At 74.5% G+C, this 23,087-nt stretch carries 24 protein-coding genes; 13 read left to right on the top strand and 11 right to left on the bottom strand.

Annotation, left to right across the window (positions count from 1 at the left end; genetic code table 11):
- Positions 1–19: 19 nt before the first annotated feature.
- On the top strand, positions 20–601 hold the full coding sequence (locus tag ACGFZ2_RS13215) for a DNA-3-methyladenine glycosylase I (protein WP_393453062.1): 582 nt from the start codon (positions 20–22) through the stop codon (positions 599–601).
- A 13-nt stretch (positions 602–614) separates the two neighbouring features.
- Positions 615–1,238 (top strand): hypothetical protein, encoded by a 624-nt coding sequence (locus ACGFZ2_RS13210; RefSeq protein ID WP_393453059.1) that lies wholly within the window; start codon positions 615–617, stop codon positions 1,236–1,238.
- A 105-nt stretch (positions 1,239–1,343) separates the two neighbouring features.
- Here ACGFZ2_RS13210 and ACGFZ2_RS13205 read toward each other — a convergent pair whose 3' ends face one another.
- Both ACGFZ2_RS13205 and ACGFZ2_RS13200 read right to left on the bottom strand, forming a co-directional pair.
- The gene (locus ACGFZ2_RS13205; RefSeq protein ID WP_393453056.1) at positions 1,344–2,135 is read right to left on the bottom strand and encodes an enoyl-CoA hydratase/isomerase family protein; all 792 of its coding nucleotides are present in this window, start codon (positions 2,133–2,135) and stop codon (positions 1,344–1,346) included.
- Positions 2,132–2,956 carry a PaaX family transcriptional regulator C-terminal domain-containing protein gene (locus tag ACGFZ2_RS13200; RefSeq protein WP_393258155.1) on the bottom strand — a complete coding sequence of 275 codons (825 nt, stop codon included), beginning with the start codon at positions 2,954–2,956 and terminating at the stop codon, positions 2,132–2,134. Before ACGFZ2_RS13200 ends, ACGFZ2_RS13205 begins: the two co-directional genes overlap by 4 nt.
- A 190-nt stretch (positions 2,957–3,146) precedes the next feature.
- On the opposite strand from ACGFZ2_RS13200, the gene ACGFZ2_RS13195 reads away from it, so the two are divergent.
- A complete protein-coding gene (locus tag ACGFZ2_RS13195; protein WP_007455245.1) occupies positions 3,147–3,314 on the top strand; it encodes a DUF3117 domain-containing protein in 168 nt (55 codons plus the stop codon).
- A 129-nt stretch (positions 3,315–3,443) separates the two neighbouring features.
- The gene (locus ACGFZ2_RS13190; protein ID WP_393453053.1) at positions 3,444–4,916 is read left to right on the top strand and encodes a leucyl aminopeptidase family protein; all 1,473 of its coding nucleotides are present in this window, start codon (positions 3,444–3,446) and stop codon (positions 4,914–4,916) included.
- Positions 4,917–4,956: 40 nt separating this feature from the next.
- Here ACGFZ2_RS13190 and ACGFZ2_RS13185 read toward each other — a convergent pair whose 3' ends face one another.
- Positions 4,957–5,544, bottom strand: coding sequence for an O-methyltransferase (locus tag ACGFZ2_RS13185; RefSeq protein WP_357693991.1), 588 nt, complete (start codon positions 5,542–5,544; stop codon positions 4,957–4,959).
- 298 nt (positions 5,545–5,842) lie between these two features.
- Between ACGFZ2_RS13185 and ACGFZ2_RS13180 the strand changes: the two genes are divergently transcribed.
- A complete protein-coding gene (locus tag ACGFZ2_RS13180; RefSeq protein WP_393453050.1) occupies positions 5,843–7,168 on the top strand; it encodes a S1C family serine protease in 1,326 nt (441 codons plus the stop codon).
- A 75-nt stretch (positions 7,169–7,243) separates the two neighbouring features.
- The gene (locus tag ACGFZ2_RS13175) at positions 7,244–7,666 is read left to right on the top strand and encodes a preprotein translocase subunit TatB (protein WP_393258163.1); all 423 of its coding nucleotides are present in this window, start codon (positions 7,244–7,246) and stop codon (positions 7,664–7,666) included.
- 214 nt (positions 7,667–7,880) lie between these two features.
- On the opposite strand, the gene ACGFZ2_RS13170 is transcribed toward ACGFZ2_RS13175, so the two are convergent.
- The 3 genes from ACGFZ2_RS13170 to ACGFZ2_RS13160 form a co-directional block, all read right to left on the bottom strand.
- Positions 7,881–9,029 carry an Mrp/NBP35 family ATP-binding protein gene (locus ACGFZ2_RS13170; RefSeq protein ID WP_393258165.1) on the bottom strand — a complete coding sequence of 383 codons (1,149 nt, stop codon included), beginning with the start codon at positions 9,027–9,029 and terminating at the stop codon, positions 7,881–7,883.
- A 156-nt stretch (positions 9,030–9,185) separates the two neighbouring features.
- Positions 9,186–9,803: a DUF1003 domain-containing protein gene (locus ACGFZ2_RS13165; protein ID WP_393258168.1), complete on the bottom strand. Its 618-nt coding sequence runs from the start codon at positions 9,801–9,803 to the stop codon at positions 9,186–9,188.
- Positions 9,796–11,079, bottom strand: a complete 1,284-nt coding sequence (locus ACGFZ2_RS13160; protein ID WP_350701507.1) for a magnesium transporter MgtE N-terminal domain-containing protein — start codon at positions 11,077–11,079, stop codon at positions 9,796–9,798. Before ACGFZ2_RS13160 ends, ACGFZ2_RS13165 begins: the two co-directional genes overlap by 8 nt.
- A 33-nt stretch (positions 11,080–11,112) precedes the next feature.
- Between ACGFZ2_RS13160 and ACGFZ2_RS13155 the strand changes: the two genes are divergently transcribed.
- Positions 11,113–11,982: a PhzF family phenazine biosynthesis protein gene (locus ACGFZ2_RS13155; protein WP_393258171.1), complete on the top strand. Its 870-nt coding sequence runs from the start codon at positions 11,113–11,115 to the stop codon at positions 11,980–11,982.
- A 92-nt stretch (positions 11,983–12,074) separates the two neighbouring features.
- Positions 12,075–12,584 carry a hypothetical protein gene (locus ACGFZ2_RS13150; RefSeq protein ID WP_393258174.1) on the top strand — a complete coding sequence of 170 codons (510 nt, stop codon included), beginning with the start codon at positions 12,075–12,077 and terminating at the stop codon, positions 12,582–12,584.
- Positions 12,585–12,624: 40 nt separating this feature from the next.
- Here ACGFZ2_RS13150 and ACGFZ2_RS13145 read toward each other — a convergent pair whose 3' ends face one another.
- Entirely contained in the window at positions 12,625–13,407 is a 783-nt protein-coding gene (locus tag ACGFZ2_RS13145; RefSeq protein WP_393453047.1) for an HAD family hydrolase, read from the bottom strand.
- 105 nt (positions 13,408–13,512) lie between these two features.
- On the opposite strand from ACGFZ2_RS13145, the gene ACGFZ2_RS13140 reads away from it, so the two are divergent.
- Both ACGFZ2_RS13140 and ACGFZ2_RS13135 read left to right on the top strand, forming a co-directional pair.
- Complete coding sequence (locus ACGFZ2_RS13140) at positions 13,513–14,472, top strand: DMT family transporter (RefSeq protein ID WP_393453044.1); 960 nt, start codon at positions 13,513–13,515, stop codon at positions 14,470–14,472.
- A gap of 137 nt (positions 14,473–14,609) precedes the next feature.
- Positions 14,610–16,811: an APC family permease gene (locus ACGFZ2_RS13135; protein WP_393453041.1), complete on the top strand. Its 2,202-nt coding sequence runs from the start codon at positions 14,610–14,612 to the stop codon at positions 16,809–16,811.
- A 28-nt stretch (positions 16,812–16,839) separates the two neighbouring features.
- On the opposite strand, the gene ACGFZ2_RS13130 is transcribed toward ACGFZ2_RS13135, so the two are convergent.
- Together ACGFZ2_RS13130 and ACGFZ2_RS13125 are read right to left on the bottom strand one after the other, a co-directional pair.
- Positions 16,840–17,622: a GNAT family N-acetyltransferase gene (locus ACGFZ2_RS13130; protein WP_393453038.1), complete on the bottom strand. Its 783-nt coding sequence runs from the start codon at positions 17,620–17,622 to the stop codon at positions 16,840–16,842.
- A gap of 40 nt (positions 17,623–17,662) precedes the next feature.
- The gene (locus ACGFZ2_RS13125) at positions 17,663–18,487 is read right to left on the bottom strand and encodes an SDR family NAD(P)-dependent oxidoreductase (RefSeq protein WP_393258189.1); all 825 of its coding nucleotides are present in this window, start codon (positions 18,485–18,487) and stop codon (positions 17,663–17,665) included.
- A gap of 128 nt (positions 18,488–18,615) precedes the next feature.
- Here ACGFZ2_RS13125 and ACGFZ2_RS13120 point away from each other — a divergent pair, with 128 nt between their 5' ends.
- Complete coding sequence (locus ACGFZ2_RS13120) at positions 18,616–19,572, top strand: HpcH/HpaI aldolase/citrate lyase family protein (protein ID WP_393258192.1); 957 nt, start codon at positions 18,616–18,618, stop codon at positions 19,570–19,572.
- A gap of 57 nt (positions 19,573–19,629) precedes the next feature.
- Here ACGFZ2_RS13120 and ACGFZ2_RS13115 read toward each other — a convergent pair whose 3' ends face one another.
- Positions 19,630–20,133: a DUF4190 domain-containing protein gene (locus ACGFZ2_RS13115; RefSeq protein WP_393453035.1), complete on the bottom strand. Its 504-nt coding sequence runs from the start codon at positions 20,131–20,133 to the stop codon at positions 19,630–19,632.
- 120 nt (positions 20,134–20,253) lie between these two features.
- On the opposite strand from ACGFZ2_RS13115, the gene ACGFZ2_RS13110 reads away from it, so the two are divergent.
- Positions 20,254–21,159, top strand: coding sequence for an SDR family NAD(P)-dependent oxidoreductase (locus tag ACGFZ2_RS13110; RefSeq protein ID WP_350701482.1), 906 nt, complete (start codon positions 20,254–20,256; stop codon positions 21,157–21,159).
- A gap of 19 nt (positions 21,160–21,178) precedes the next feature.
- Here ACGFZ2_RS13110 and ACGFZ2_RS13105 read toward each other — a convergent pair whose 3' ends face one another.
- Complete coding sequence (locus tag ACGFZ2_RS13105) at positions 21,179–21,715, bottom strand: DUF4190 domain-containing protein (RefSeq protein ID WP_393453032.1); 537 nt, start codon at positions 21,713–21,715, stop codon at positions 21,179–21,181.
- A gap of 174 nt (positions 21,716–21,889) precedes the next feature.
- Between ACGFZ2_RS13105 and ACGFZ2_RS13100 the strand changes: the two genes are divergently transcribed.
- Positions 21,890–23,086, top strand: a complete 1,197-nt coding sequence (locus ACGFZ2_RS13100) for an acyl-CoA dehydrogenase family protein (RefSeq protein WP_393258201.1) — start codon at positions 21,890–21,892, stop codon at positions 23,084–23,086.
- Position 23,087: the final 1 nt, after the last annotated feature.

Raw genomic sequence — 23,087 nt, 5'->3', positions numbered from 1 at the left:
CGTGCCCTAGCGTGGACGCGTGACTGACCTGGTGATCGGCGCCGACGGGCTGCCGCGCTGCGGCTGGGGGACCAGCACCCCGGACTACGCCGCCTACCACGACATCGAGTGGGGCCACCCCCTGCACGGCGACGACGCGCTCTACGAACGGATCACGCTGGAGGCGTTCCAGTCGGGGCTGTCCTGGCTGACCATCCTCCGCAAGCGCCCGGCGTTCCGGCTGGCCTTCGACGATTTCCGGATCGAGACGGTGGCCGGCTACGGCGAGGCCGACGTGGCCCGGCTGCTCGCCGACGCCGGCATCGTCCGCAACCGTGCCAAGATCGAGGCGGCGATCGCCAACGCCCGGGCGGCGCTGGAGCTGCCCGAGGGGCTCTCCGCGCTGCTCTGGTCCTTCGCCCCACCGCCCCGACCGGCCCGGCCCACGTCCTTCGCGCAGGTGCCCGCGCTGACCGCCGAGTCCACCGCGATGGCCAAGGCGCTCAAGAAGCGCGGCTTCCGGTTCGTCGGCCCCACCACGGCCTACGCGCTGATGCAGGCCACCGGGATGGTCGACGACCACCTTGCGGGCTGCCACGTCGTGGCGGCGCGGGCGGCGTGATGGGATGGAGGGCATGACGACCGACACCGCGCACCGGGTGGACGGGGCGGCCCACGCCGACGGCACGGGGGCCTGGGCCGTGCTGCTTCCCGGCGGGCGCTACGAGGCCGAGCGGCTCGTCCACCACGACACGCTCGAACTGACCGGCCTGGCCGCCGCCGACCGGCCCCGTCCCGGCGACCGGGTGGCGGTGCTGGCCGACGAGCCGCCCCGGCTGGTGGCGCTGGGTCGGGTCGCCGCGGCCAGCGGACAGGAGCGGGAGGACCCGGAGGATCCGCTCTCCGACCGGGGCGAGGCGCCGCTGGTGGTGGCGTACACCCGGCGGGCCTTCGACGAGCCGGTGCCGGCCGAGGCGGTGGCGCTCGACGGGCCGGTGACCGCGCTCGACCCGACGGTGTTCCGGGAGTTGGCCGACAAGCTCGGCCCGCCGCCGCAGCGGCGCTCCTGGCTGGTCAGCCTCGACCTGCCGATCGAGGCCGCCTCGCCCGCCGAGGCGGTCCGGCTGTTCTGGGCCTACGTGCAGGAGCTGGGGCCGCGTGAGCTGCCCGCCTTCGTCTCTCCCTCCGGCGACGAGCTGGCCATGCAGGCGTTCGTGCTCGGCGCGGAGGCCAACCAGGATCCGGAGGAGGACGACTGACCTGACCGGGGCGACGTCGCCGCGACGGCGCCGGGCCGGGGCGGTTGCGCCGATGCCGGGCCACCCGGGCGGTCGCGACGCGACGCCCGGGCGGAGCCGGAGGCGTCAGCGGCCCTCGAAGGCCGGCTTCTGCTTGTTGACGAAGGCGACGGTGGCGGCCCGGTGGTCGGCGGTGCCCCCGCAGATCGCCTGCGCCTGCGCCTCGGCGGCGAGGGCGTCGGCGAGGGTGCCCGCGTCGGCGATGGAGAGCTGCCGCTTGATCGCCCCGTACGCGACGGTCGGGCCGGCGGCCAGCCGGGCGGCCAGCTCCTGCGCGGTCGGCAGCACCTGCTCGTCGTCCTCCACCAGGCGGTTGAGCAGCCCGAGCTGGCGGGCGTCCGCCGCGCGCACCGGCTCGGCCAGCATCAGCAGCTCGACCGCCTTGGCGTGGCCGACCAGCCGGGGCAGCGTCCAGGAGGCGCCGGTGTCGGCGGCGAGCCCGACCCTGGCGAAGGCCATCAGGAAGCTGGTCGACGGCCCGCCGATGCGGATGTCGGCCAGGAAGGCGAGCGAGGCGCCCGCCCCGGCGGCCATCCCCCGCACCGCCGCGACCACCGGCTTCGGCAGGTTGGCGAGCCGGGCGGCGATCGGGTTGTAGTGCGCCCGGACGGTGTGGAGCGGGTCGCCGTCGTTGGACTCCAGCGTCTGCACGTGCTCGCGCAGGTCCTGGCCCGCGCTGAACGACTGGCCCGCGCCGGCGAGCACCACCGCCCGGCAGGAGCGGTCGTTCTCCAGCTCCGCCAGGGTGTCCCGCAGCGCCTCCTTGAGCGCCACGTCGAGCGCGTTCATCGCCGTCGGGCGGTTCAGTGTCAGGGTGACGACGGCGTCGGTGCGGTCGACGAGCAGGGGCTCGGTCACGTCTCACGACCCTTCTGTCGGGCGAGGCGGTTGCCGGCGTCGAGGCACTGCTCGACGTACCGGTCTGCGGCCGGCCGCAGCCGGGCCGCGTGCCGGTCGAAGAAACTGGCCGCGGCGGTGCCGGGCCAGCGTTCGGGGAGCAGCGCCGGCGGCAGCTGCGGGTCCCGGAAGAGGAAGGTACGCCACGCGTGCACGAGCCGGAACCGGGCGGCGTACGCCTCCTCGTCCTGGCTGCGTACGGTGACGCCGGCCAACAGCGGCCGCTGCTCGGCGACGAACTGCTCGTACGCCTGGCCGATCTCGGTCAGGTTCCAGGCGCGGCGCACGACGCCCATCGCGCCGGGGGTGCCGGAGGTGTGCGCGGCGGTGAACCGTTCGTAGCGCACGCCCGCCTCGTCGAGCAGCACGTCCACGTCCTCGCCGGGGCGGGTGGCCACCCAGGTGCAGTCGTCCAGGGCCCCGTAGCCGAGGAAGGTCAGGTTGGCGGCGAGGCGTTGGCGTTCCCGCCGCGCGGCGGGTGCCTCCAGCACCAGCAGGTCGAACCGGCCGTCCCAGGTGATCCGGCCGGTCCGGTAGATCCGGGCGGCTGCCTCGTCCAGTCGGCGGGCGGCTTTCGGTGTGATCGAATATCCCGGGCCGGAGGTGAGCCGGCACGGGTCCAGCCACCCCTGGCGGACCATCCGGGAGACCGCCGTACGCACGGCGGGCGGGGCGATCCCGAGCGGCGCCAGCAGCTTGACCAGGGCGGCGACGGGTGCCCGGCCGCCCCTCGCCCGGAGGTGGTCGCCGTACAGGTCGAAGAGTGCCGACCGTGCCTGCATGACCGCACATTGTGACAGGCCTTCTCAGGATAAGCTAGATGCTGTTACATCAATGCTGCTTCGGTTTGGGTCCGGCGGTGTTCATCAGGGAAAATCGTTGGTCGACACCCCCGCGTACGTTGCGGGTGGTCAAGACGAAGTGGCTGTGGGGCAACCCACCGACCCTGGTGTAGGTCTGAGGGGAGACAACATGGCGGCGATGAAGCCGCGGACGGGCGACGGTCCGCTGGAAGTCACCAAGGAGGGCCGGGGCATCGTCATGCGGGTCCCGCTGGAGGGCGGTGGCCGGCTCGTCGTCGAGATGACTCCCGACGAGGCCAACGCGCTCGGTGACGCGCTCAAGGCGGCTGCCGGCTGACCGAGGAGCGGTCCGCGCGCCCGCGCGGGCGTTTCGTCAACCCCTGAGCCACCGGCCCGGCCGGTGGCTCAGGGTCTTCATTCCCCGCGGAGCCCGGCTCCGCGAGCTTTCCTGGAGGTACGGCTCCGCGTGCTCGCCATTCGTCTGCTCGTCGAGCCGGAACGGCCCGACGTCCTCGTGCTGCCCGTGCGGCCCGCCGCGGCCGACGACGCCCCGGCCCGGCCGGTCCCGACCGACGTGGTGCTGCCCGACGGTGTGGCCGAGGAAGCCGCCGCCCTGGTCCCGGCCGCGCGCGCGACCGGGCGGCCCGGCGAGGTCCAGGCGCACCTCCGGCCCGGGCGCGACCCCGGCCGCCTGCTGCTGCTCGGGATCGGCGAGGGCGACGAGGCGGAATGGCGGACGGCCGGCGCGGCGCTCGCCCGGGCCGCCAAGGATGAGACGCGCGTCACTCTGGTCATGCCGGCCGGGGCCACCCCGGCGGCCGTACGCGGGCTCGTCGAGGGGCTGCTGTTGGCGTCGTACCGGTTCCGGCTGACCGAGGCGGGCGCCGCCGCGGCGCTGGCCGGGGTCGACGTCGTGGTGGCCGACCCGGACGCGCACGGGCCGGCCGTGGCGGCTGCCGGCACGACCGCCCGGATGACCAGGTTCGCCCGCGACCTCACCAACACCCCGTCGTCGGTCAAGAACCCGGAGTGGTTCGCCGGCCAGGTCGCGCTCGCCGCGGCCGAGGTCGACGTGCCGGACCTGCACCTGCGGGTACGCGGCCCGGAGGAGCTGGCGGCGGAGGGCTTCGGCGGGATCCTCGCGGTCGGCGGCGGCTCGGCCAGCGCGCCGCGCCTGGTCGAGCTGGACTGGCGACCGGCCGGCGCGCGTACGCACGTGGTGCTGGTGGGCAAGGGGATCACCTTCGACACCGGCGGCATCTCGATCAAGCCGGTGCCGGCGATGAAGCTGATGCGCAAGGACATGGCCGGTGCGGCGGCGGTGGTCGCGGCCACCCTCGGCGCGGCGGCGTTGCGCCTGCCCGTCCGGGTCACCACGCTCGCGCCGCTGGCGGAGAACATGCTCAGCGGCTCGGCGTTCCGCCCCGGCGACATCGTCCGCCACTACGGCGGCACGACCAGCGAGACCACCAACTCCGACGCCGAGGGGCGGCTGGTCCTCGCCGACGCGCTCGCCTACGCCGTCGCCGAGCTCAAGCCCGACCTGCTGGTGGACCTCGCCACGCTGACCGGGGCGAACGCGGTCGCGCTGGGCAAGCGGATGGGCGCGCTCTACAGCGAGAACGACGGGCTCGCCGCCGACGTGCTGGCCGCGATCGGGGCCGCCGGCGAGGCGGCCTGGCGGATGCCGCTGCCCGCCGACTACGTCGAGCACCTCGGCAGCGACCTGGCCGACCTGCACAGTTCGCCGGACCGGGGCGCGGGCTCGGTGATGGCCGCCCTGTTCCTGCGGGAGTTCACCGGCGAGCTGCGCGACCGGTGGCTGCACGTGGACATGTCCGCGCCGTCGTGGGCCGAGGGCGACGACGCCGAGCTGACCAAGGGCGCGACCGGCTGGGGCGTACGCTCGCTGCTGCGCTGGCTGGCGACGCTGGGCTGACCGCCGGGCGGCGCCGGCCCCCGGCGGGCCGGCGCCGGCGTCAGCACTTCACGGCGGCGAGCAGCCCGTGGCCGACCGGCAGCAGCGCCGGGGTCCAGTGTTCCGACTCCCGGACCGCCTTGATCGTCTCGCGGATGGTGACCGTCTCGACGTCCCGGGCGGCGGGGTCGGCGATCCGGCCGTCGGCCAGCATGCCGTTGAGCGCCAGCACGCCGCCGGGCCGCAGCAGCCGCAGCGCCGCGTCCACGCAGGCGGCGAACCCGGTCGACTCGGCGTCCACGAAGACCAGGTCGTACGCGCCGTCGGCGAGGCGGGGGAGCACGTCCAGCGCCCGGCCGGTGATGATCCTGGTCCGGCCGGCGGCGAAGCCCGCCTCGGCGAAGATCCGGCGGGCGATGCGCTGGTGCTCCACCTCCACGTCGATGGTGGTGAGTACGCCGTCGGCGCGCATGCCGCGCAGCAGCCAGACCCCGCTGACCCCGGTGCCGGTGCCGATCTCCACCACGGCGCGGGCGCTGCCGGCGGCGGCGAGCAGCCGCAGCGCCGCGCCGGCGCCGGGGGTGACCGCGTCGAGGCCGACCTCCCGGGCCAGGCTGCGGGCGGTGCGCAGTACGAGGTCCTCGGTCACGTAGGACTCGGCGAACTGCAGGGCCTGGGTCGTCGAACTGCCGGAACCGGCGACCGTGGCGATGGGACACCTCCGGGCGGCGCGAGTGGTGCGGGGCGGGTGGGCACTGTGAGCCTAGAGGCGACGTCGAACGGACGCAGCCGCGCGTCCGCCACCCGACGATCACGGCCGGCAACCGGTGACTGAGTCCGTGGCATCCGTGTAATCCTGGAAGCGGTATTCCGTCGATCGCGACCGGGCGGCCCCCTCGCCGGTTCCGTGGCGCGCGGGATCCGGGGAAGGACTGGGAGGCACCGACGTGACCGACGGCTGGGACTGGCGCCAGCCCGGGGGGACTCCGGCACCGGCGCGACCGCCGGGGCCCGGGTACCCGCCGGCGGGGCCGCCACCGGCGCTCCAGGGCGCCGCGGGCGGCACGACATCGCCGTGGTGGTCCGACGCGCTCGCCGACCCGTGGCGCGACCCGGCCGCGCCGGCCGCCGTGGTGCTGCCGGCCGCCCCGAGCCCCGGCACCGAGCCCGAGCCGGTCAGCGACCCGGACGCACCGGGCCGGCCGACGCTGCGCCAGCTCCTGCTCATCCCGCTGATCACCGCGCTGCTCGCGGGCAGCCTCGGCGGTGCCCTCGGGTACGCCTTCGCGGTGCGCGGCGGCGCCGGGGGCGGGCCGGTGCTCGGCGCCGACCCCCAGGCCCCCGGCCTGGCCCAGCGCCGGCCCGAGTCGCTCGCCGGGGTCGCCGAGCGGGTGCTGCCCAGCGTGGTGACCGTCCGGGTGGCCAGCCTCGGCGGCACCAGCGAGGGCTCCGGCTTCGTCGCCAGCGCCGACGGGCACGTGATCACCAACGACCACGTGGTGGCGGGAGCGACCGGCGGCAAGGCGTCGGTGATCTTCAACGACGGCAGCTCGGCCCCGGCCACCGTGGTCGGGCAGGACCCGGAGTCCGACATCGCGGTGATCAAGGTCTCCCGGACGGGCCTGCGCCCGGTCGAGTTCGGCGACTCGGACGCGCTGGCCGTGGGCGACCCGGTGCTGGCCATCGGGTCGCCGCTCTCGCTGGCCAACACGGTCACCGCCGGCATCGTCAGCGCGCTGGACCGGACGATGCAGGCCGGCGAGCCGGGCGGCCCCACGCGTTACTACGCGGCGATCCAGACCGACGCGGCGGTCAACCACGGCAACTCCGGCGGCCCGTTGGTCGACGGGGCCGGCCGGGTGATCGGCGTCAACTCGACGATCAAGTCGCTGGTCTCGGACGGGCAGGAGGCGGGCAACATCGGCCTCGCCTTCGCCATCCCGATCAACCAGGCCAAGCGGGTCACCCAGGACATCATCGGCACCGGCAAGGCCCGGCGGACGGTCATCGGCGCCCAGGTGGGCGGGCAGGGCGCGGGCGCCGGCGGGGCCGGCGTACGCCTCGCGGCCGTCGAGCCGTCCGGGCCGGCGGCTGGCGCGGGGCTGAGGGCCGGCGACGTGATCCTCAAGCTCGCCGGGCGGCCGATGACCGAGCCGACCGACCTGATCGCCCTGGTGCGGAAGTTCGCGCCGGGTTCGGTGGTGACGGTGGAGTACCGCCGGGGCTCCGACCGGCAGAACGCCTCAGTGACGCTGGCCGCAGACGCCAAGTAGCAGCCGGTCACCCCCTCCCCGCGCGGCGTCCGACGTGCGTAGTCTTGCTGCTGACGCGGAGAGGAGGCCCGTGCAGTGTTCGACAACCTGAACTGGTGGGAGATCGGTGGGCTGCTGCTCCTGGCGCTGCTGATCTTCGGCGACCGGCTGCCTGCCGTGATCAGTGACGGCCTGCGGATGGTGCGCAACCTGCGCAAAATGGCCCACAGTGCCACCACCGACCTCAGCCGGGAGTTGGGCACCGACATCCAGCTGGAGGATCTGCACCCCAAGGCGTTCATCCGCAAGCACCTGCTCAGCGAGGAGGACGAGCAGGCGATCCGGAAGCCGCTGCAGGGCGTCTACGACAACCTGCGCGCGGACGTCACCGGCGTGCACAACGAGCTGAAGGACGTCGCCTCCGCAGCGGACCTGCGGTCGAAGGGCACCCGCCCGAGCACCACCACCGGCGGCGCGCCGGCCCCCGCCCCCCGCGTCAGCTACGACGACGCCACCTGAGACCCCGCGCCCACCGCTTCGGCCTGACCAGCGCCCCCGGCCTGCCCGGGCATCGTTGCGACGGGGTGCCGGGCCCGGCGCACCGGCCCGACGCCCGCGGGTCGCCGGGCCGGTGCCACGCCGTACGCCTCGTGGGAACGGCGACGGGGCGGCGCTCCCGGGGGAACGCCGCCCCGGTCGGGTGGCGACAGCGCCGGCGGGGCCGGCGGGCGGATCAGCGGCCGGCGGGCTTGAGACCCAGCGGCTTGCCGAGCAGCGACTCCCGCCGCAGGGCGAGCCGGTCGGCGACCTGGCCCAGCGCCTTCGCGGCCGGCGACTCCGGCTCGGCCAGCACGATCGGCGTGCCCTCGTCACCGGCCTCGCGGACCCGGGTGTCGAGCGGCACCTGCCCGAGCAGCGGCACCTGCGCGCCGATGGTCTTCGTCAGCGACTCGGCGACCGTCTGGCCGCCGCCCGCGCCGAAGACCTCCATCCGCGAGCCGTCCGGCAGCTCCAGCCAGGACATGTTCTCGATGACGCCGACGACGCGCTGGTGCGTCTGCAGGGCGATCGCGCCGGCCCGCTCCGCCACCTCGGCGGCGGCGGTCTGCGGCGTCGTGACGACCAGGATCTCGGAGTTGGGCAGCAGCTGGGCCAGCGAGATGGCCACGTCGCCGGTGCCCGGGGGCAGGTCGAGCAGGAGCACGTCCAGGTCGCCCCAGTAGACGTCGGCGAGGAACTGCTGCAACGCCCGGTGCAGCATCGGGCCCCGCCACACCACGGCGGCGTTGCCGGCGGTGAACATGCCGATCGAGATGACCTTCACGCCGTGCGACTGCGGCGGCATGATCATGTCCTCGACGCGGGTCGGGCGGCCGTCCGCGCCGAGCATCCGGGGCACCGAGTGGCCGTAGATGTCCGCGTCGACCACGCCGACGGAGAGCCCGCGGGCGGCCAGCGCCGCGGCCAGGTTGACCGTCACGCTGGACTTGCCGACGCCGCCCTTGCCGCTGGCGACCGCGTACACCCGGGTGCGGGAGCCCGGCTGGGCGAACGGGATGACCGGTTCCTGGGAGGCGCCGCCGCCACGCAGCTTCGCCTGGAGCTCCTGGCGCTGCTCGGGGCTCATCACACCGAACTCGATCTCCACGCCGGTCACCCCGGGCACCGCGCCGACCGCCGCCGTGATGTCCGCGCGCAGCTTGTCCTTCAGTGGGCAGCCGGCGACGGTGAGCAGCAGCTCGACCCGTACGACGCCGTCGTCGCCGACCTCGGCGGAGCGGACCATGCCCAGCTCGGTGATGGGCCGGCGGATCTCCGGGTCGTTGACGGTGGCCAGCGCGGCCTGGATCGCGTCGGAGACGGTGCTGACGGGTGCTGACATGCCCGCAATGCTACGTCGGGGGTGACCCCGCGCCGCCGCCAGCGGGGCCCGGTGTGAGCGAATCGATGACGACGGTTGGGGGTGGACCGCCTGCGGCGCGAAATGGGACGTTCAACCCGAACGCCGCCCGCCCGGCCCCCCGGGGCGAGCGGCATTTCACGCGTCCCGGGCCTCCGGCCGGCCGTCCCGGGCCCAGTCGCCGTCCAGGTCGTCGCGGGGCTCGTCGAGCCCGCCCCCGCCCTGCTCGAGCTGCGTGGACCGCTCCTGGTGGCGGCGCTCCAACCGCTGCCGGCGCTGGCTCGCCTCGTCCAGCTCCTCGGCCAGCCGGGCCAGCTCCGAGCGGAGGAAGTCCCGGGTCGCCACCTCGCCCATCGCGTTGCGCAGCGCGGCGATCTCCCGCGCCAGGTACTCCGTGTCGGCCTTCTGCATGGTCGCCCGCCGGCGGTCCTCCTCCAGCGCCACCCGGTCCCGGTCCGCCTGGCGGTTCTGCGCCAGCAGGATCAGCGGGGCCGCGTAGCTGGCCTGGAGGGACAGCACCAGGGTCAGGAACGTGAAGGTGTACGGGTCGAAACGCAGGTGCGCCGGGGCCAGGGTGTTCCAGCCGAACCAGAGCGCGATCACGACCGTCATGTAAACGATGAAGTTCGCCGTCCCCATGCCCCGGGCGATGCCCTCCGACCACCGCCCGAACGCCTCTGGGTCGAACCGGGGCAGCTTGACGCCCCGGGGCTCGCGTGGCTGGTCGAGCCGCGGCGCCCGTCGCTGGTCAGCCATCCGCGCCGCCCACCGGCTCGGTGGCGGCCGGGCTCGCGGCGGCGTCCCGGTCCCGCCAGTCCCGGGGGAGCAGGTGGTCCAGCACGTCGTCGACCGTGACCGCGCCCACCAGCCGGTTGTTGCGGTCGACCACCGGCATGGCCACCAGGTCGTACGTGGCCATCCGGCGGGTGATCTCCGGCAGCGGGGTGGTGGCCCGCAGCGGGTCGATGTCGTTGACCACCACCCCGCCGAGCAGGTCGGCCGGCGGTTCGCGGAGCAGCCGCTGGAAGTGCACCATGCCGAGGTAGCGGCCGGTCGGGGTGGTCATCGGCGCCCGGGACACGAAGACCTGCGCGGCGATCGCGGGCGACAGCTGCGGCTCCCGGATCCGGGCCAGGGCCTCGGCGACCGTGGCGTCGGGCGGCAGGATCACCGGCTCGGAGGTCATCACGCTGCCCGCCGTGCCGGGCGTGTACTTGAGCAGCTGACGCACCGGGTCGGCCTCGTCCGGCTGCATCAGGTCGAGCAGCACGTCCTGCTCCGGGGGCGGCAGCTCGCTGAGCAGGTCGGCCGCGTCGTCGGGGTCCATCTCCTCCAGGACGTCCGCGGCCCGCTCCCGGTCCAGCGCGGCCAGGATCTCCACCTGGTCGTGCTCCGGCAGCTCGCTCAGCACGTCCGCCAGGCGCTCGTCGTCGAGTGCGGCGGCGACCTCGTTGCGCCGGGCGTCGGGCAGGTCCTGGAGGGCGTTGGCGAGGTCGGCCGGGCGCATGTCCTCCAGCACCGCGAGCAGGTTGGCGGTGCCCCGGCTGTCGGCGATGCCGCTGAGCCCGCGTACCCGCTCCCACTCGACCTGGTGCAGGTGACCCCGGCGGCTCAGCCGGCCCGTCTGCTCGCGTACGGCCACCCGGGTCAGCGACCACTCGCCGCCCCGGCTGCACTCCATCGCCACGTCGACCACCGAGCCCGGCTGCCCGCCCGGCTCGACCTGCACCCGCCGGTCGAGCAGCTCCTGGAGCACGAGCAGCTCGTTCGGGCGCTTCTCGAAGCGCCGCAGGTTGAGCGTGCCGCTGCCGAGCACGACCGCGTCGGCGTCGATGGAGGTGATCCGGTTGATGGAGAGGAAGATGCGCCGCCGCATCGGCATCTCGGCGACCAGCCCGACCACCTCCGGTGGGCGCTGCGTCGGCCGCAGCCGGGCCACCGCGTCGCGGACCCGGCCCACCTGGTCACCGTTGGGGTCGAAGACGGCGACCCCGGCGAGCCGGGCGATGTAGATCCGGGTCGGCGTGCTCACGGGCACCAGCCTAAGCGCCTAGTGTTTATCAACATGTCGACCTTGGCCTACGAGATCGTGGACGTCTTCACCGACCGCCCGTTCGCCGGCAACCCGCTGGCCGTGGTGTTCGGCGCCGAAGCGCTGGCCACCGAGCAGATGCAGGCGCTCGCGTGTGAGTTCAACCTCTCCGAGACGGTGTTCGTGCTCCCGCCCACCCAGGTCGGCGCCACCTACCGGGCCCGCATCTTCACCCCGGCCGAGGAACTGCCCTTCGCCGGGCATCCCAGCGTCGGCGCGGCGGTGACCGCCAGCCGCCGGGGACTCTTCCCGGCGGGGCAGGTCACCCAGGAGTGCGGCGCGGGCGTGCTTCCGATCGAGGTGACCGCGACCGGGGCCACGCTGACCGGCGGCGTCCCCACCCTCGGCCCCGAGCTGGACCCGGAGCCGCTGCTGGAGATGGCCGGCCTGACGGCGGACGACCACGTCGGCCCGGCGCCCCGGGTGGCCGGCTGCGGGCTGGAGTTCCCGTACCTCCCGGTCCGCCCGGACGCGGTGGCCCGCGCCACGGTGAACGCGGCGGCGGCACAGCGGTACGGAGTGGAGCACGTCAGCGTCTTCTCCTGGGACGCCGCCGCGCAAACCGCGCACGCCCGGGTCTTCGTTCCCGGGCTGGGCGTGCCGGAGGACCCGGCCACCGGCTCGGCCGCCCTGGGCCTCGGGGTGTGGCTGGTCGCCAGCGGCCTGCTCCCCGCCGACGGGCGCGCGGAGTACACCGTCCACCAGGGCATCGAGATCAACCGGCCGTCCGTGCTGGCCTGCACGGTGACCGCCGCCGGCGGCCAGGCGGTGGGCGCCACCGTGGCCGGCCACGTCATGCCGGTGGCCCGGGGCGAGATCATGGTCCCCCCGTTCGTCGGCTGACCTGCGCAATCCGTGCCGCCACGGCCACCGGCCACGCGGCCGGACGCCGGGCGGCGCTGACGGGACGGGGGCGGGTGCGGGAGGATGCCGGTGTGACCGACGCGGACCGGACCAGCACGCCGCTGGTCGACGAGGCGATGAAGAAGGCCGCCGTGGCGTGGGTGAGCGTGCCCGGTGGGCCGGCGCTCGCTCTCTGGTGCGTCCCCCTGGAGGGGGCGCTCTTCGTGGTCAGCGGCCCGGGGGAGCAGTCCGCGCCGGGGCTGGCCGACGCCACCGACGCCCAGGTCACCCTGCGCGGCGACCACGGCGGGCGGATCGTCACCTGGCCGGCCCGGGTGAGCCGCCTCGTGCCGGGCACCGAGCACTGGGAGAGCACGGCCCCGCTGGTGGCCGCGAAGCGGCTCAACGCGCCCGGGCCGACCACCGAGCTGGTTGACCGCTGGGCGGCCGACGGCTGCGCGGTGAATCGGTTGGCCCCGGCCGGGGAGCCGCTCGCCGGCGCCGCGCTGCCCGCGGGCTCGCTGGCCGAGGTGCCCCGGGAGGCGCCGGTGGTCCGGGCGATCCGCAAGCCGTTCCGCCTGCACCGGGTCCGCCGCCGCTGAAACCGGGCCGGTCACGTCGTGGGCCGCGGGCACGGCCGGGTCAGGAGAGGCAGCCCGCCGGCACGGGTGGCCCCGTCGACACGGATGCCCCCGCCGGCACGGGTGCCGCCGCCGGGGTCGGCGTGCCCGCCGGCATCGGCGACCGGTCGACCAGGTCGACCACCTCGTCGAGCGAGCGCAGCACCGGCCCGCGCCAGGCCGCGTCGGCGTTGAACACCATGTGCTCGGCCAGGTCCGGCGCGGCCAGCCGCACCGCGGTCATGCCGGCCCGCTCCGCCCCGGTCAGCTCCTGGCTGCCGCCGTCGCCCACGTAGAGGCAGTCCGCCGCGGCCACGCCGAGCCGCCCGCACGCCGCCTGGTAGAGCGCCAGGTCCGGCTTGCAACGCCCGACCTGCACCGAGAAGACCCGCACGTCGAGCAGCGGGGCGACCGGCAGCTGCGGCAGGAACGCCGGCAGCTCGTGGGTGCAGTCGCTGATCACCCCGGTCCGCAGGCCGCGCCGGCGCAGCGCGGCCAGCGTGGGCACCGCCTCGTCGCGCAGCCGCGTGTCGGCGCGTACGGCCCGGTGACGGGAGGCCACCGCCGACCGGACCGCGTCGTCCGAGGGGTGCACGCCGGCCTGCTCGCAGACCCAGCGCAGAGTCGCCTCGGCGTTGCCGTACCGGCCGCAGGCCCGCTCGTAGAAGGTGCGGTCGAGCACGTCGACGAGCGTGCGGGGCGGGCAGCCGAGCAGCTCGGCGGTCGACCGGTGCGCCGCGCCCCGCTGCACGGAACGGGTCAGCGTGCCGAAGAAGTCGAACAGCACCGCCTGGTAGGTGGGCATGGGAGCGCCTCCGGGCGGTCGAGGGGGTCGCCGGCGCGGACAGGCATGATCGTAACCGAGCGTTGACGGTCCGTGGTGGCCCGTGCCGTGTGAGGATTGCTCCCCGTGTCCACCGCACCGCTCCGCCCGACGCTCGACCCGGTGACCACCGGGGCGCTCGTCCTGGCCGTCGTCGCCGTCTCGTCGTCCGCGCCGCTGGTGGCCTTCGCGGCGGCACCGGCCCTGGCCGTCGCGTTCTGGCGCAACACGCTCTCGGTCGCCGTGCTCGGCCCGTACGCGTTGTGCCGGCGGCGCGCCGAGTTCCGGTCGCTGACGGTCGGCGCCGGGCGGCGCGAGGGCCTCTACTGCGTCCTGTCCGGGGTCGCCCTCGCCGCCCACTTCGCCACCTGGATGCCGAGCGCCCAGCTCACCTCGGTCGCCGCGGCGACCGCGCTGGGCGCCACCCAGCCGGTCTGGCAGGGCCTGATCGCCCGCGGCCAGGGCCGCCGCCTGCCGGTCGCGGTGTGGGTCGGCATCGGGGTGGCGGTTGCCGGGGCGGCCCTCGCCACCGGGGCCGACTTCGGCGTCTCGGGTCGGGCCTTCGCGGGCGACCTGCTGGCGGTGGTCGGCGGGATGTTCGCGGCGGTCTACACCGCGTTCGGCGAGCGGGCCCGCACGACGATCAGCACGACCACGTACACCACCATCTGCTACGGGGTCTGCGCGCTGCTCCTGCTGGTGGTCTGCCTGGTCGGCGGGGTGCCGCTGACCGGCTTCGACACCGGCACCTGGGCCGCCGTGCTGGCCCTGGTGGCCGGCGCCCAACTGCTCGGGCACTCGATGTTCAACTACGCGCTGCGCCGGGTCTCGGCGACCACGATCAGCGTGCTGGTCCTGCTGGAGGCCCCGGGCGCGGCCCTGATCGGCTGGGCCTGGCTGGGGCAGCTGCCCCGGGCCACCGCCCTGTCCGGGCTGGCGCTGCTGCTGGCCGGCGTCGCGGTGGTGGTGCTCGGGGGCGCCCGCGTCGCCCGCCGGGTCCCGGCGTCCACCGCCGTCCCGGCCGACGTGGGCCCGCTGCGCGACTGACCCCCCGCCGCACCGTGGCCCCGGGCACGGTCGGCCGGCCGCCAACACTCTTTGCCGCGAGAACCGCCGTTCCGCCCGCCGGAGACGGCCGCGTCCGTGAGAGTGCGGGGGAGGGAAGACACGGGACGGGACGGCGGATGGCGAAGCGGGACGGCGGCGAGGGCGATCGTGGCACGGTCGTCACGCCGTCGGCCGAGTTCCCGCCACTCGACCCGGACGAGCTGCGGGCGCTGCGCCGGATCGGCGACCGCTGGCGGGCCGCCCGGCCGGGCCGACCGCCCGGCGGGGACATCCTGCCCGTCGATCCGACGCTGCGCCGTCATCCCGGCCAGCCGGCCCCGACCCGGTTCGGCCGGCTCGCCCCGATCGCGATGTTCCGGGTCGGGGAGCCGGACGAACTGGTCGCCGCCGAGCCGGCAAACCTGCCCGGCACCCGTTTCGGCCGGGCGGGCACCCGGTTGCGGCGGGTGCTGTTCGGGCCGCCGCTGAGCAGCGCCGCCGTGCTCTACGAGCGGATGCGCAAGCTGGTCGCCCTGCCGGTGCTCTCCTCCGACCTGCTCAGCTCGGTGGCGTACGGGCCGGAGGCGATGCTGGCCGTGCTGCTGCTCGCCGGCAGCGGCGCGCTCGGGCTGTCCCTGCCGCTGGCCGCCGGGCTGGCGCTGCTCATGGTCGCGGTCGGCGTCTCCTACCGGCAGACCGTGGCCGCCTACCCGCACGGGGCCGGCTCGTACATCGTGGCCGGCGACAACCTGGGCGCGGGGGCGGGCCTCGCCGCGGCGGCGGGTCTGATGATGGACTACGTGCTGACCGTGGCGGTGTCCGTCTCCGCCGGCGTCAAGGCGGTCACCTCGGCGGTCCCGGGGCTGACCGGCTGGACGGTGCCCCTCGGGCTGGCCGTGGTCGGCGTGCTGCTCGCGGGCAACCTGCGCGGCGTCCGCACCGCCGGCAACCTCTTCGTGCTGCCCACGTACGCCTTCGTGGTCGCGCTGCTGGCGCTGCTCGCGGTCGGCTGGTTCCGGGTGGCCGAGCGGGGGTTCGTCCCGGTCGACCCGCCGCCGGTGCCGGCCGTCGAGGGGCTGGGGCTGCTGCTGGTGCTCCGCGCGTTCTCCTCCGGCGCGGTGTCGATGACGGGCATCGAGGCGGTCTCGAACGCGGTGCCCGCGTTCCGGCCGCCGGAGTGGCGCAACGCGCGCACCACGCTGACCTGGATGGTCGCGATGCTGGTGCTGTTCTTCCTCGGGCTCATCGGGCTGATCCACCTGTCCGGGCTGGTGCCCACCGCCGAGCAGTCGATGCTCTCCCAGTTGGCCCGGGTCACGTTTCCCAGAGGTCCCTGGTACGGGCTGGTCCAGGCCGCGACGGCGATGATCCTGCTGTTGGCCGCGAACACCGCCTTCAACGACTTTCCCCGCCTGCTGTTCTTCATGGCCCGGGACGGCCACGCGCCGCGCCGGTTCCTGCACATGGGGGATCGGCTCGCCTTCAGCAACGGGCTGGTCGCGCTGACCGCCGCGGCGGCGGTGATCCTGGTGGCCTTCCGGGGGCGCACCGAGGCGCTGATCCCGCTCTACGCGGTCGGGGTGTTCCTGGCCTTCACCCTGTCCCAGACGGGGATGGTGGTGCACTGGCGCCGCCGGCGCGGGTCCGGCTGGCGACGCCGCGCGACGATCAACGCGGTGGGCGCCGTCTTCTCGGGGCTGGTCCTGGTCACCGCGGCGGTCGCCAAGTTCACCGAGGGCGCCTGGGTGGTGGTCGTCGCCGTGCCGCTGCTGATCCTGCTGTTCCGGGCCATCCAGCGGCACTACCGGACGCTGCACCGCTCCCTCGCGCTGCACCCGCCGCCGGCCGGCCCGGTGCCCGGGCCGCCGGTGGTGCCGGCGCGGCCGCCCACCGCCGGGCCCGCCGCGCCCGAGGACGAGGAACTACCCGAGCAGGTACGCCACCTCGTGGTGGTGCCGGTCGCCCGGCTCAACCGGTCCTCGCTGCGGGCCCTGGCGTACGCGGCCTCGCTCGGGCAGCCGACGCTGGCCGTGCACATCGCCCCCGAGGAGCCGGAGGCGGACCGGTTCCGGGAGCAGTGGCAGGCATGGGGCGACCACCTGCGGCTGGAGACGATCGTGTCCCCGTACCGGGCGGTGATCGGGCCGCTCGCGCACTACCTGGAGGCGCTGCACGCCTCCCGCGCCGACCTGGTGCTGACCGTCGTCGTGCCGGAGGTGGTGGTGCGCAGCCGCTGGCACCGGCTGCTGCACAGCCGCACCGAGCAGCGGCTCCGCGCGGCGCTGCGCCGGCTGCCCGGGGTGGTGGTCACCAGCCTGCCGGTGCACCCGGACGAGTAGGTTCCTCGCCGGCCGGTGGCGGCGGCCGTCAGACCTCGTGGACCTCCAGCACCCGGGCGGCCGGGGCGGCGTCGCCCAGCGCGGCCCGCAGGGCCACCCGCTCCGGGGCGGCCAGGAAGGCGTCGTAGCCGTCGCGGGTGTCGAACCGGATCAGGTGCACCTCGGTGTGCCCGTCGCCGGTCCGCAGCCGGCGCTCCAACCGCCCGCCGTGCCGCCCGAGCAGGCCCAGCACCGTGTCCTCGTACCGCCGGCCGCCCTCCACCTCGGGCAACTCCACCAGGGCGACCAGGCGCAACGCCGCAGCCGGATCGGTGACCAGCGACTTCCAGAAGTGGTGGTCGACGTGGCCGCCCGGGATGCCCTCCCGACGCCCGGTGTCGAGGTAGCCGTTGCGACGGTAGAACTCCGGCGCCTGGAACGAGAACGAGGCGACCGACATCTGGGTGCAGCCGCGCCGGCGAGCCTCCTCCTCGGTGGCGCGCAACAGCCGGCCGCCCCAGCCCTCGGCCCGCCGGTCCTCGCGCACCCACACCATGTTGATGCCGGCGCAGTCGCCCCAGGTCCAGCCGGTCAGCCCGGCGACGAGTTCGCCGGCAGCGTCGGTGACCCGGACGGAGAGGTCGGCCTCGTCGGCCTCGTCGGCCTCGTCGGCCGCGCCGGTCGCCCGGTTGTTGAAGGCGGTCAGCTCGGCGTCGAGCCGGGCCGCCAACTCCTCGTCCGCGCCGAGCACCCGTAGCGTGTCGCCGTCGCCGTCGCCGTCGCCGCTGCCGGCCGTGGCGTCGCGCGCGGCGGTGTCGTTCCCCGTCGTCATGCGGCGGAGTATGGCAGCGGGGCGGCTACGGGCGACACCGCTATCCCGCGACGCCGACCGCCTCGGCGCTGGTCGCCCAGAGCCGGGCGGCGAGCTGCGGGTCGGCCGCCTTGCGCAGCGGCCGGCGCGGCTGCCGGTCGGCGTAGTAGCCGCCGGTACGCAGCCGGGACGGATCCTGGTTGGCGAGCCAGACCAGCGTCTCGGCCCCCTTCTCGGGGCTGCGGAACGGCAGCAGCCGCATGCCCAGGGCGACCAGCCGGCTGTCGTTGGCGAACCGGGTGCGCACCACCCCGGGGTGGAGGCAGTACGCCGGGATCTCCGGCCATCGCCGGGCCGCCTCGGCCGTGAAGAGGATGTTCGCCTGCTTGCTGGTCCCGTACGCCTGCATCGGCCGGTAGCGGCGCAGCGGGGCGTTCAGGTCGTCCGGGTCGAGCGCGCCGCTGCGGTGCGCGGCGGAGGCGGTCACCACCATCCGGCCGATCCGGTCCCGCAGCAGGTTGGTGAGCAGGAACGGGGCCAGGTGGTTCGCCTGGACCGTCAGCTCGAAACCGTCGACGGTGGTGAGCGGCTGGAGGACGATCGCGCCGGCGTTGTTGGCCAGCACGTCGATCCGGTCGTACGCGGCCCGCAGCTTCTCCGCCAGCCGGCGGACGTCGTCCAGCACCGCGAAGTCGGCCCGGAACAGCTCGGGCCGCTCGCCGGACGCCTCGCGCACCTGCTCCGCCGCGGCCTGGAGCCGGGCCGGGTCCCGGCCGACCAGTACCACCTGGTCACCGCGGCGCGCCAGGTCGACGGCGGCCGCCAGCCCGATGCCCGAGCTGGCCCCGGTCACCACCACCAGCCGACGCCCAGTGAAATCTTCCACAGGTCCATTCACCCCGGTCACGGCACGAGGTTACCGTGGCGTCACAAAGCCCTTTGGGATCGTTAAGTTCTCGCCTTTCTCGTCAGGTGGCGTCGGCGTGCCCGCCGCACGCTGGAAGGAGCGCATCCATGGCCGCAGTCGGTCGCCCCCGCCGGTCCTGCCTCGCGGTACCCGGCTCCAGCGTCAAGATGCTCGGCAAGGCCCAGGGCCTCCCCGCCGACCAGGTCTTCCTGGACCTGGAGGACGCGGTCGCCCCGCTGGCCAAGCCCGACGCCCGGAAGAACATCGTCGCGGCGCTCAACGAGGGCGACTGGTCGGGCAAGACCCGGGTCGTGCGCGTCAACGACCTGACCACCCCGTGGACCTACCGGGACGTCATCGACGTGGTCGAGGGGGCCGGCGCGAACCTCGACTGCGTCATGCTGCCGAAGGTGCAGAACGCGGCCCAGGTGCAGTGGCTCGACATGACGCTGACCCAGCTGGAGAAGACGCTCGGCCTGGAGGTCGGTCGGATCGGCATCGAGGCGCAGATCGAGAACGCCGCCGGCCTGGTCAACGTGGACGCCATCGCCGCCGCCTCGCCCCGCGTCGAGACGATCATCTTCGGCCCGGCCGACTTCATGGCCTCCATCAACATGAAGTCCCTGGTGGTCGGCGCCCTCATCCCGGACTACCCGGGCGACCCCTACCACTACATCCTCATGCGCATCCTGATGGCCGCGCGGATGCACGACAAGCAGGCCATCGACGGCCCGTTCCTGCAGATCCGCGACGTGGACGCGTTCCGCGAGGTGGCGAAGCGCTCTGCGGCGCTCGGCTTCGACGGCAAGTGGGTGCTGCACCCGGGCCAGATCGACGCCGCGAACGAGGTCTACTCGCCGGCCCAGGCCGACTACGACCACGCCGAGCTGATCCTCGACGCGTACGAGCACTACACCTCGGAGGCGGGCGGTCGGCTCGGCGCCGTGATGCTCGGTGACGAGATGATCGACGAGGCGTCGCGCAAGATGGCCCTCGTGGTCGCGGCGAAGGGCCGGGCCGCGGGCATGACCCGGACCTCGTCCTTCACCCCGCCGGCGGAGTAGTCCCGCCGGGACCGACGATCCGTGCCGCCCCGGTCCACACCGGGGCGGCACCGTCGTTCAGTAGCTGCTGCTGGTGTCTGCCTGGCTGATCGCGAAGATGATGATCCCCACGTAGAAGAGGATGCCCAGCACGATCAGGCCGGTGAGGATCCAGCCGATGATGATGGCGGCCTTCGCCATGCCCTCGCCGCCCTCGCCGGTCTGCTGGATCTGCTTGGCCGCGACGTGACCGAGGATCGCGCCGACCGGCGCGGTGATGCAGGATGCGAAGCCGACCAGGGAGAGCACCAGGGCGGCGATCGCCATGCCGTTGGTTCTCTGCGGGGCGTAGCCGTACGCCGGGTAGGCCGGCGGCGGCGGGTATCCGGCGGGCGTGGACAGGTCCGCCTGCTTCATGCCGGCGTACGGGTCGCCGCCCGCGTACGGGTCCGCCGGGGCGTACGGGTCGGCGGTGGGTTGGGTGGGGATGGGCTGGCCGCTCGCCGGGTCGGCGGGCGGGCTCGACTGCTGGCCCGACCACGCCGGGTCGTTCCAGCCGCCGGACGGCGGGGGATATGTCATTCGTCTACTCCGTTGGGTGCGGGTGCGCCCGTCAGGGTAGTCACGCCGGCGCAAACCCTGGGGGGTCGCCACCGGGTGTGCCGCGTTGCCCGGGCCCCGGGAAGCGGGCAGGATCCTGGCATGGTGATTGACGCGCGAGCCGCGGACCGCTCCGGAAGCCGACCGAGACGGGACGTGAGCCGCCCCGGCCTGGCCCGGCGCACCCGGGCCGCCGCCGCGGCGAGCCCCGCCGGCACCGACGAGCCGGCGCCGCTGCCGGACCCGGTGACGATGCGACTCGACGGGAAGGTCGCCCTGGTCACCGGGGCGGGCAGCCCGGACGGCATCGGGTACGCGACGGCGCGCCGGCTGACCGATCTCGGCGCCCGGGTGGCCATCGTCTCCACCACCCGACGCATCCACGAGCGGGCCAGCGAGCTGGGCGTCACCGGTTTCGTCGCCGACCTCACCGACGAGTCGGAGGTCGGGGCGCTCGCCGACGCGGTCACCGAGCAGCTCGGCGACGTGGAGGTGCTGGTCAACAACGCCGGGCTGGCCAGCCGGGCGAGCCCCGAGGTGCTGCGCCCGGTCGCCCAGCTCAGCTACGACGAGTGGCGCGGCGAGATCGACCGGAACCTCACCACCGCGTTCCTGTGCAGCCGGGCCTTCATCGGCGGCATGGCCGAGCGGGGCTGGGGCCGGATCGTCAACCTCGCGGCCACCGCCGGGCCGGTCAACGCCCTGCCGACCGAGGCGGCGTACGCGGCGGCCAAGGCGGGCGTGGTCGGGCTGACCCGGGCACTGGCGATGGAGATGATCGCCGACGGGGTGACCGTCAACTCGGTCGCCCCGGGCACCATCCACACCGCGGCCTCGACCGTCGCCGAGATCAAGCAGGGCCTCGGCACCCCGGTCGGCCGCCCCGGCACGCCGGACGAGGTGGCCGCGGCGATTACCTTCCTCTGTTCGCCGGCCGCGTCGTACATCACCGGGCAGATGCTGGTGGTGGACGGCGGCAACAGCGTCCGCGAGGCACAGTTCCGCTGAGCCGGGCCGACGGCGGGCGTCAGTAGGTGGTGCCGTGGTCGCCGGCGACGACGACCAGGGCGATCCAGCCGCAGCAGGCGACCAGGCCCAGCCCGGTGAAGACGTAGCTGAGGACGAGGCCCCAGGTGGCGAGCTGGTCGCCCTCCTCGCCCGTGGTGCGGATCTGCCGCTTGGCCAGGTGCCCGAGCACGATGCCGGCCGGGGCGAACACGAACGCGAGCACCAGCGACAGGATGGCCAGCACGTTGGTGCCGCCGCCAGGGCGGGGGCCGGACGGCGGGCCGTACTGCCCGTAGGGCACCTGCGGGGCGTACGGCGGCTGGTGCGCCCACTGCTGGCCGTGCGGCGGCTCGCCGGGCTGCTCGTAGGAGGGCTGCCCGTACGCCGGCTGCCCGTAGGACGGCTGCTCGTGGGCGGGCGGCTGCCCGTACGGCGCCGGCGGCTCGGACCACGACGGTGGCGGCTCGGACCGTGACGGGTCGTGGCCCGGCGGGGGCTCCCAGGGCGACGGCGGCCGGTCCGGATCGGGCGGGCCCGGCGGCGGTGGCTGGCTCACGGTCTCCTCCTGCCGGTGGCGGATCACGTCCCCTCTTGCCGGACGCTACCCGCAGCGGTGAACCTTTTCACAGCGGTTGTGTGGACTGGTCACCTTGGCCTCGCCCGCCAGGCGGCTGATACTGACCGAGCGTTCAGTTACCCATGAGTAAGGCGCCGACCCCCGGAGGCTGAGATGGCCCGACTCGCCCAGACGCCCGGCCTGACCGATGTGCAGCGGTCGATCCTGGAAACGGTCCGGGAGTTCGCCGACAAGGAGATCATCCCGCACGCGCAGCGGCTGGAGCACGCCGACGAGTACCCGACCGACATCCTCGACGGGATGCGCGAGATGGGCCTCTTCGGCCTCACCATCGACGAGGAGCACGGCGGGCTCGGCGAGTCCCTGCTCACCTACGCCCTGGTGGTCGAGGAGCTGTCGCGGGGCTGGATGTCGATCTCCGGCATCGTCAACACCCACTTCATCGTCGCGTACCTGATCTCCCAGCACGGCTCGGCCGAGCAGAAGGCCCGGCTGCTGCCGAGGATGGCCACCGGCGAGGTGCGCGGCGCCTTCTCGATGTCGGAGCCGGAGTGCGGCTCCGACGTCTCGGCGATCAAGTCGAAGGCCGTACGTGAGGGCGACCGGTTCGTCATCAACGGCCAGAAGATGTGGCTGACCAACGGCGCGTACTCCTCGGTGGTGGCCACCCTGGTCAGGACCGACACCGGCGCGGACTCGGTCTACGGGAACATGAGCACGTTCCTGCTGGAGAAGGAGCCCGGCTTCGGCGAGACCGCGCCCGGCCTGACCATCCCCGGCAAGATCGACAAGATGGGCTACAAGGGCGTCGAGACCACCGAGATGGTGCTCGACGGGGTCACCGTCCCCGAGACCGCCGTCCTCGGCGGCGCGGAGAAGGTCGGCCGCGGCTTCTACCAGATGATGGACGGCATCGAGGTCGGCCGGGTCAACGTCGCCGCCCGCGCCTGCGGCATCTCCATCCGCGCCTTCGAACTCGCCGTCGCGTACGCCCAGCAACGCCGCACCTTCGGCCAGCCGCTCGCGAAGCACCAGGCGGTCGCCTTCAAGCTCGCCGAGATGGGCACCAAGATCGAAGCCGCGCACGCCCTCATGGTCAACGCCGCCCGCCTCAAGGACGCCGGCCAGCGCAACGACGTCGAGGCCGGCATGGCCAAGCTGCTCGCCTCGGAATACTGCGCCGAGGTCGTCCAGGAGGCGTTCCGCATCCACGGCGGCTACGGCTACTCCAAGGAGTACGAGATCGAGCGGCTGATGCGGGAGGCTCCGTTCCTGCTCATCGGCGAAGGCACCTCGGAGATCCAGAAGACCATCATCTCCCGCGGCCTGCTCAAGGAGTACAAGCTCTGAC

It is taken from the genome of Micromonospora sp. NPDC048063, assembly GCF_043202855.1.
Lineage (GTDB): Bacteria > Actinomycetota > Actinomycetes > Mycobacteriales > Micromonosporaceae > Micromonospora.
This window is presented reverse-complemented; position numbering and strand designations above follow the sequence as displayed.

What these genes read in the sequence shown, in the direction of transcription:
- ACGFZ2_RS13210 (WP_393453059.1), top strand. Translation starts at nt 615, where the DNA reads ATGACGACCGACACCGCGCACCGGGTGGACGGGGCGGCCCACGCCGAC.
- ACGFZ2_RS13200 (WP_393258155.1), bottom strand. Translation starts at nt 2,956, where the DNA reads ATGCAGGCACGGTCGGCACTCTTCGACCTGTACGGCGACCACCTCCGG.
- ACGFZ2_RS13195 (WP_007455245.1), top strand. Translation starts at nt 3,147, where the DNA reads ATGGCGGCGATGAAGCCGCGGACGGGCGACGGTCCGCTGGAAGTCACC.
- ACGFZ2_RS13170 (WP_393258165.1), bottom strand. Translation starts at nt 9,029, where the DNA reads ATGTCAGCACCCGTCAGCACCGTCTCCGACGCGATCCAGGCCGCGCTG.
- ACGFZ2_RS13165 (WP_393258168.1), bottom strand. Translation starts at nt 9,803, where the DNA reads ATGGCTGACCAGCGACGGGCGCCGCGGCTCGACCAGCCACGCGAGCCC.
- ACGFZ2_RS13155 (WP_393258171.1), top strand. Translation starts at nt 11,113, where the DNA reads ATGTCGACCTTGGCCTACGAGATCGTGGACGTCTTCACCGACCGCCCG.
- ACGFZ2_RS13145 (WP_393453047.1), bottom strand. Translation starts at nt 13,407, where the DNA reads ATGCCCACCTACCAGGCGGTGCTGTTCGACTTCTTCGGCACGCTGACC.
- ACGFZ2_RS13135 (WP_393453041.1), top strand. Translation starts at nt 14,610, where the DNA reads ATGGCGAAGCGGGACGGCGGCGAGGGCGATCGTGGCACGGTCGTCACG.
- ACGFZ2_RS13130 (WP_393453038.1), bottom strand. Translation starts at nt 17,622, where the DNA reads ATGACGACGGGGAACGACACCGCCGCGCGCGACGCCACGGCCGGCAGC.
- ACGFZ2_RS13120 (WP_393258192.1), top strand. Translation starts at nt 18,616, where the DNA reads ATGGCCGCAGTCGGTCGCCCCCGCCGGTCCTGCCTCGCGGTACCCGGC.
- ACGFZ2_RS13115 (WP_393453035.1), bottom strand. Translation starts at nt 20,133, where the DNA reads ATGACATATCCCCCGCCGTCCGGCGGCTGGAACGACCCGGCGTGGTCG.
- ACGFZ2_RS13110 (WP_350701482.1), top strand. Translation starts at nt 20,254, where the DNA reads ATGGTGATTGACGCGCGAGCCGCGGACCGCTCCGGAAGCCGACCGAGA.
- ACGFZ2_RS13100 (WP_393258201.1), top strand. Translation starts at nt 21,890, where the DNA reads ATGGCCCGACTCGCCCAGACGCCCGGCCTGACCGATGTGCAGCGGTCG.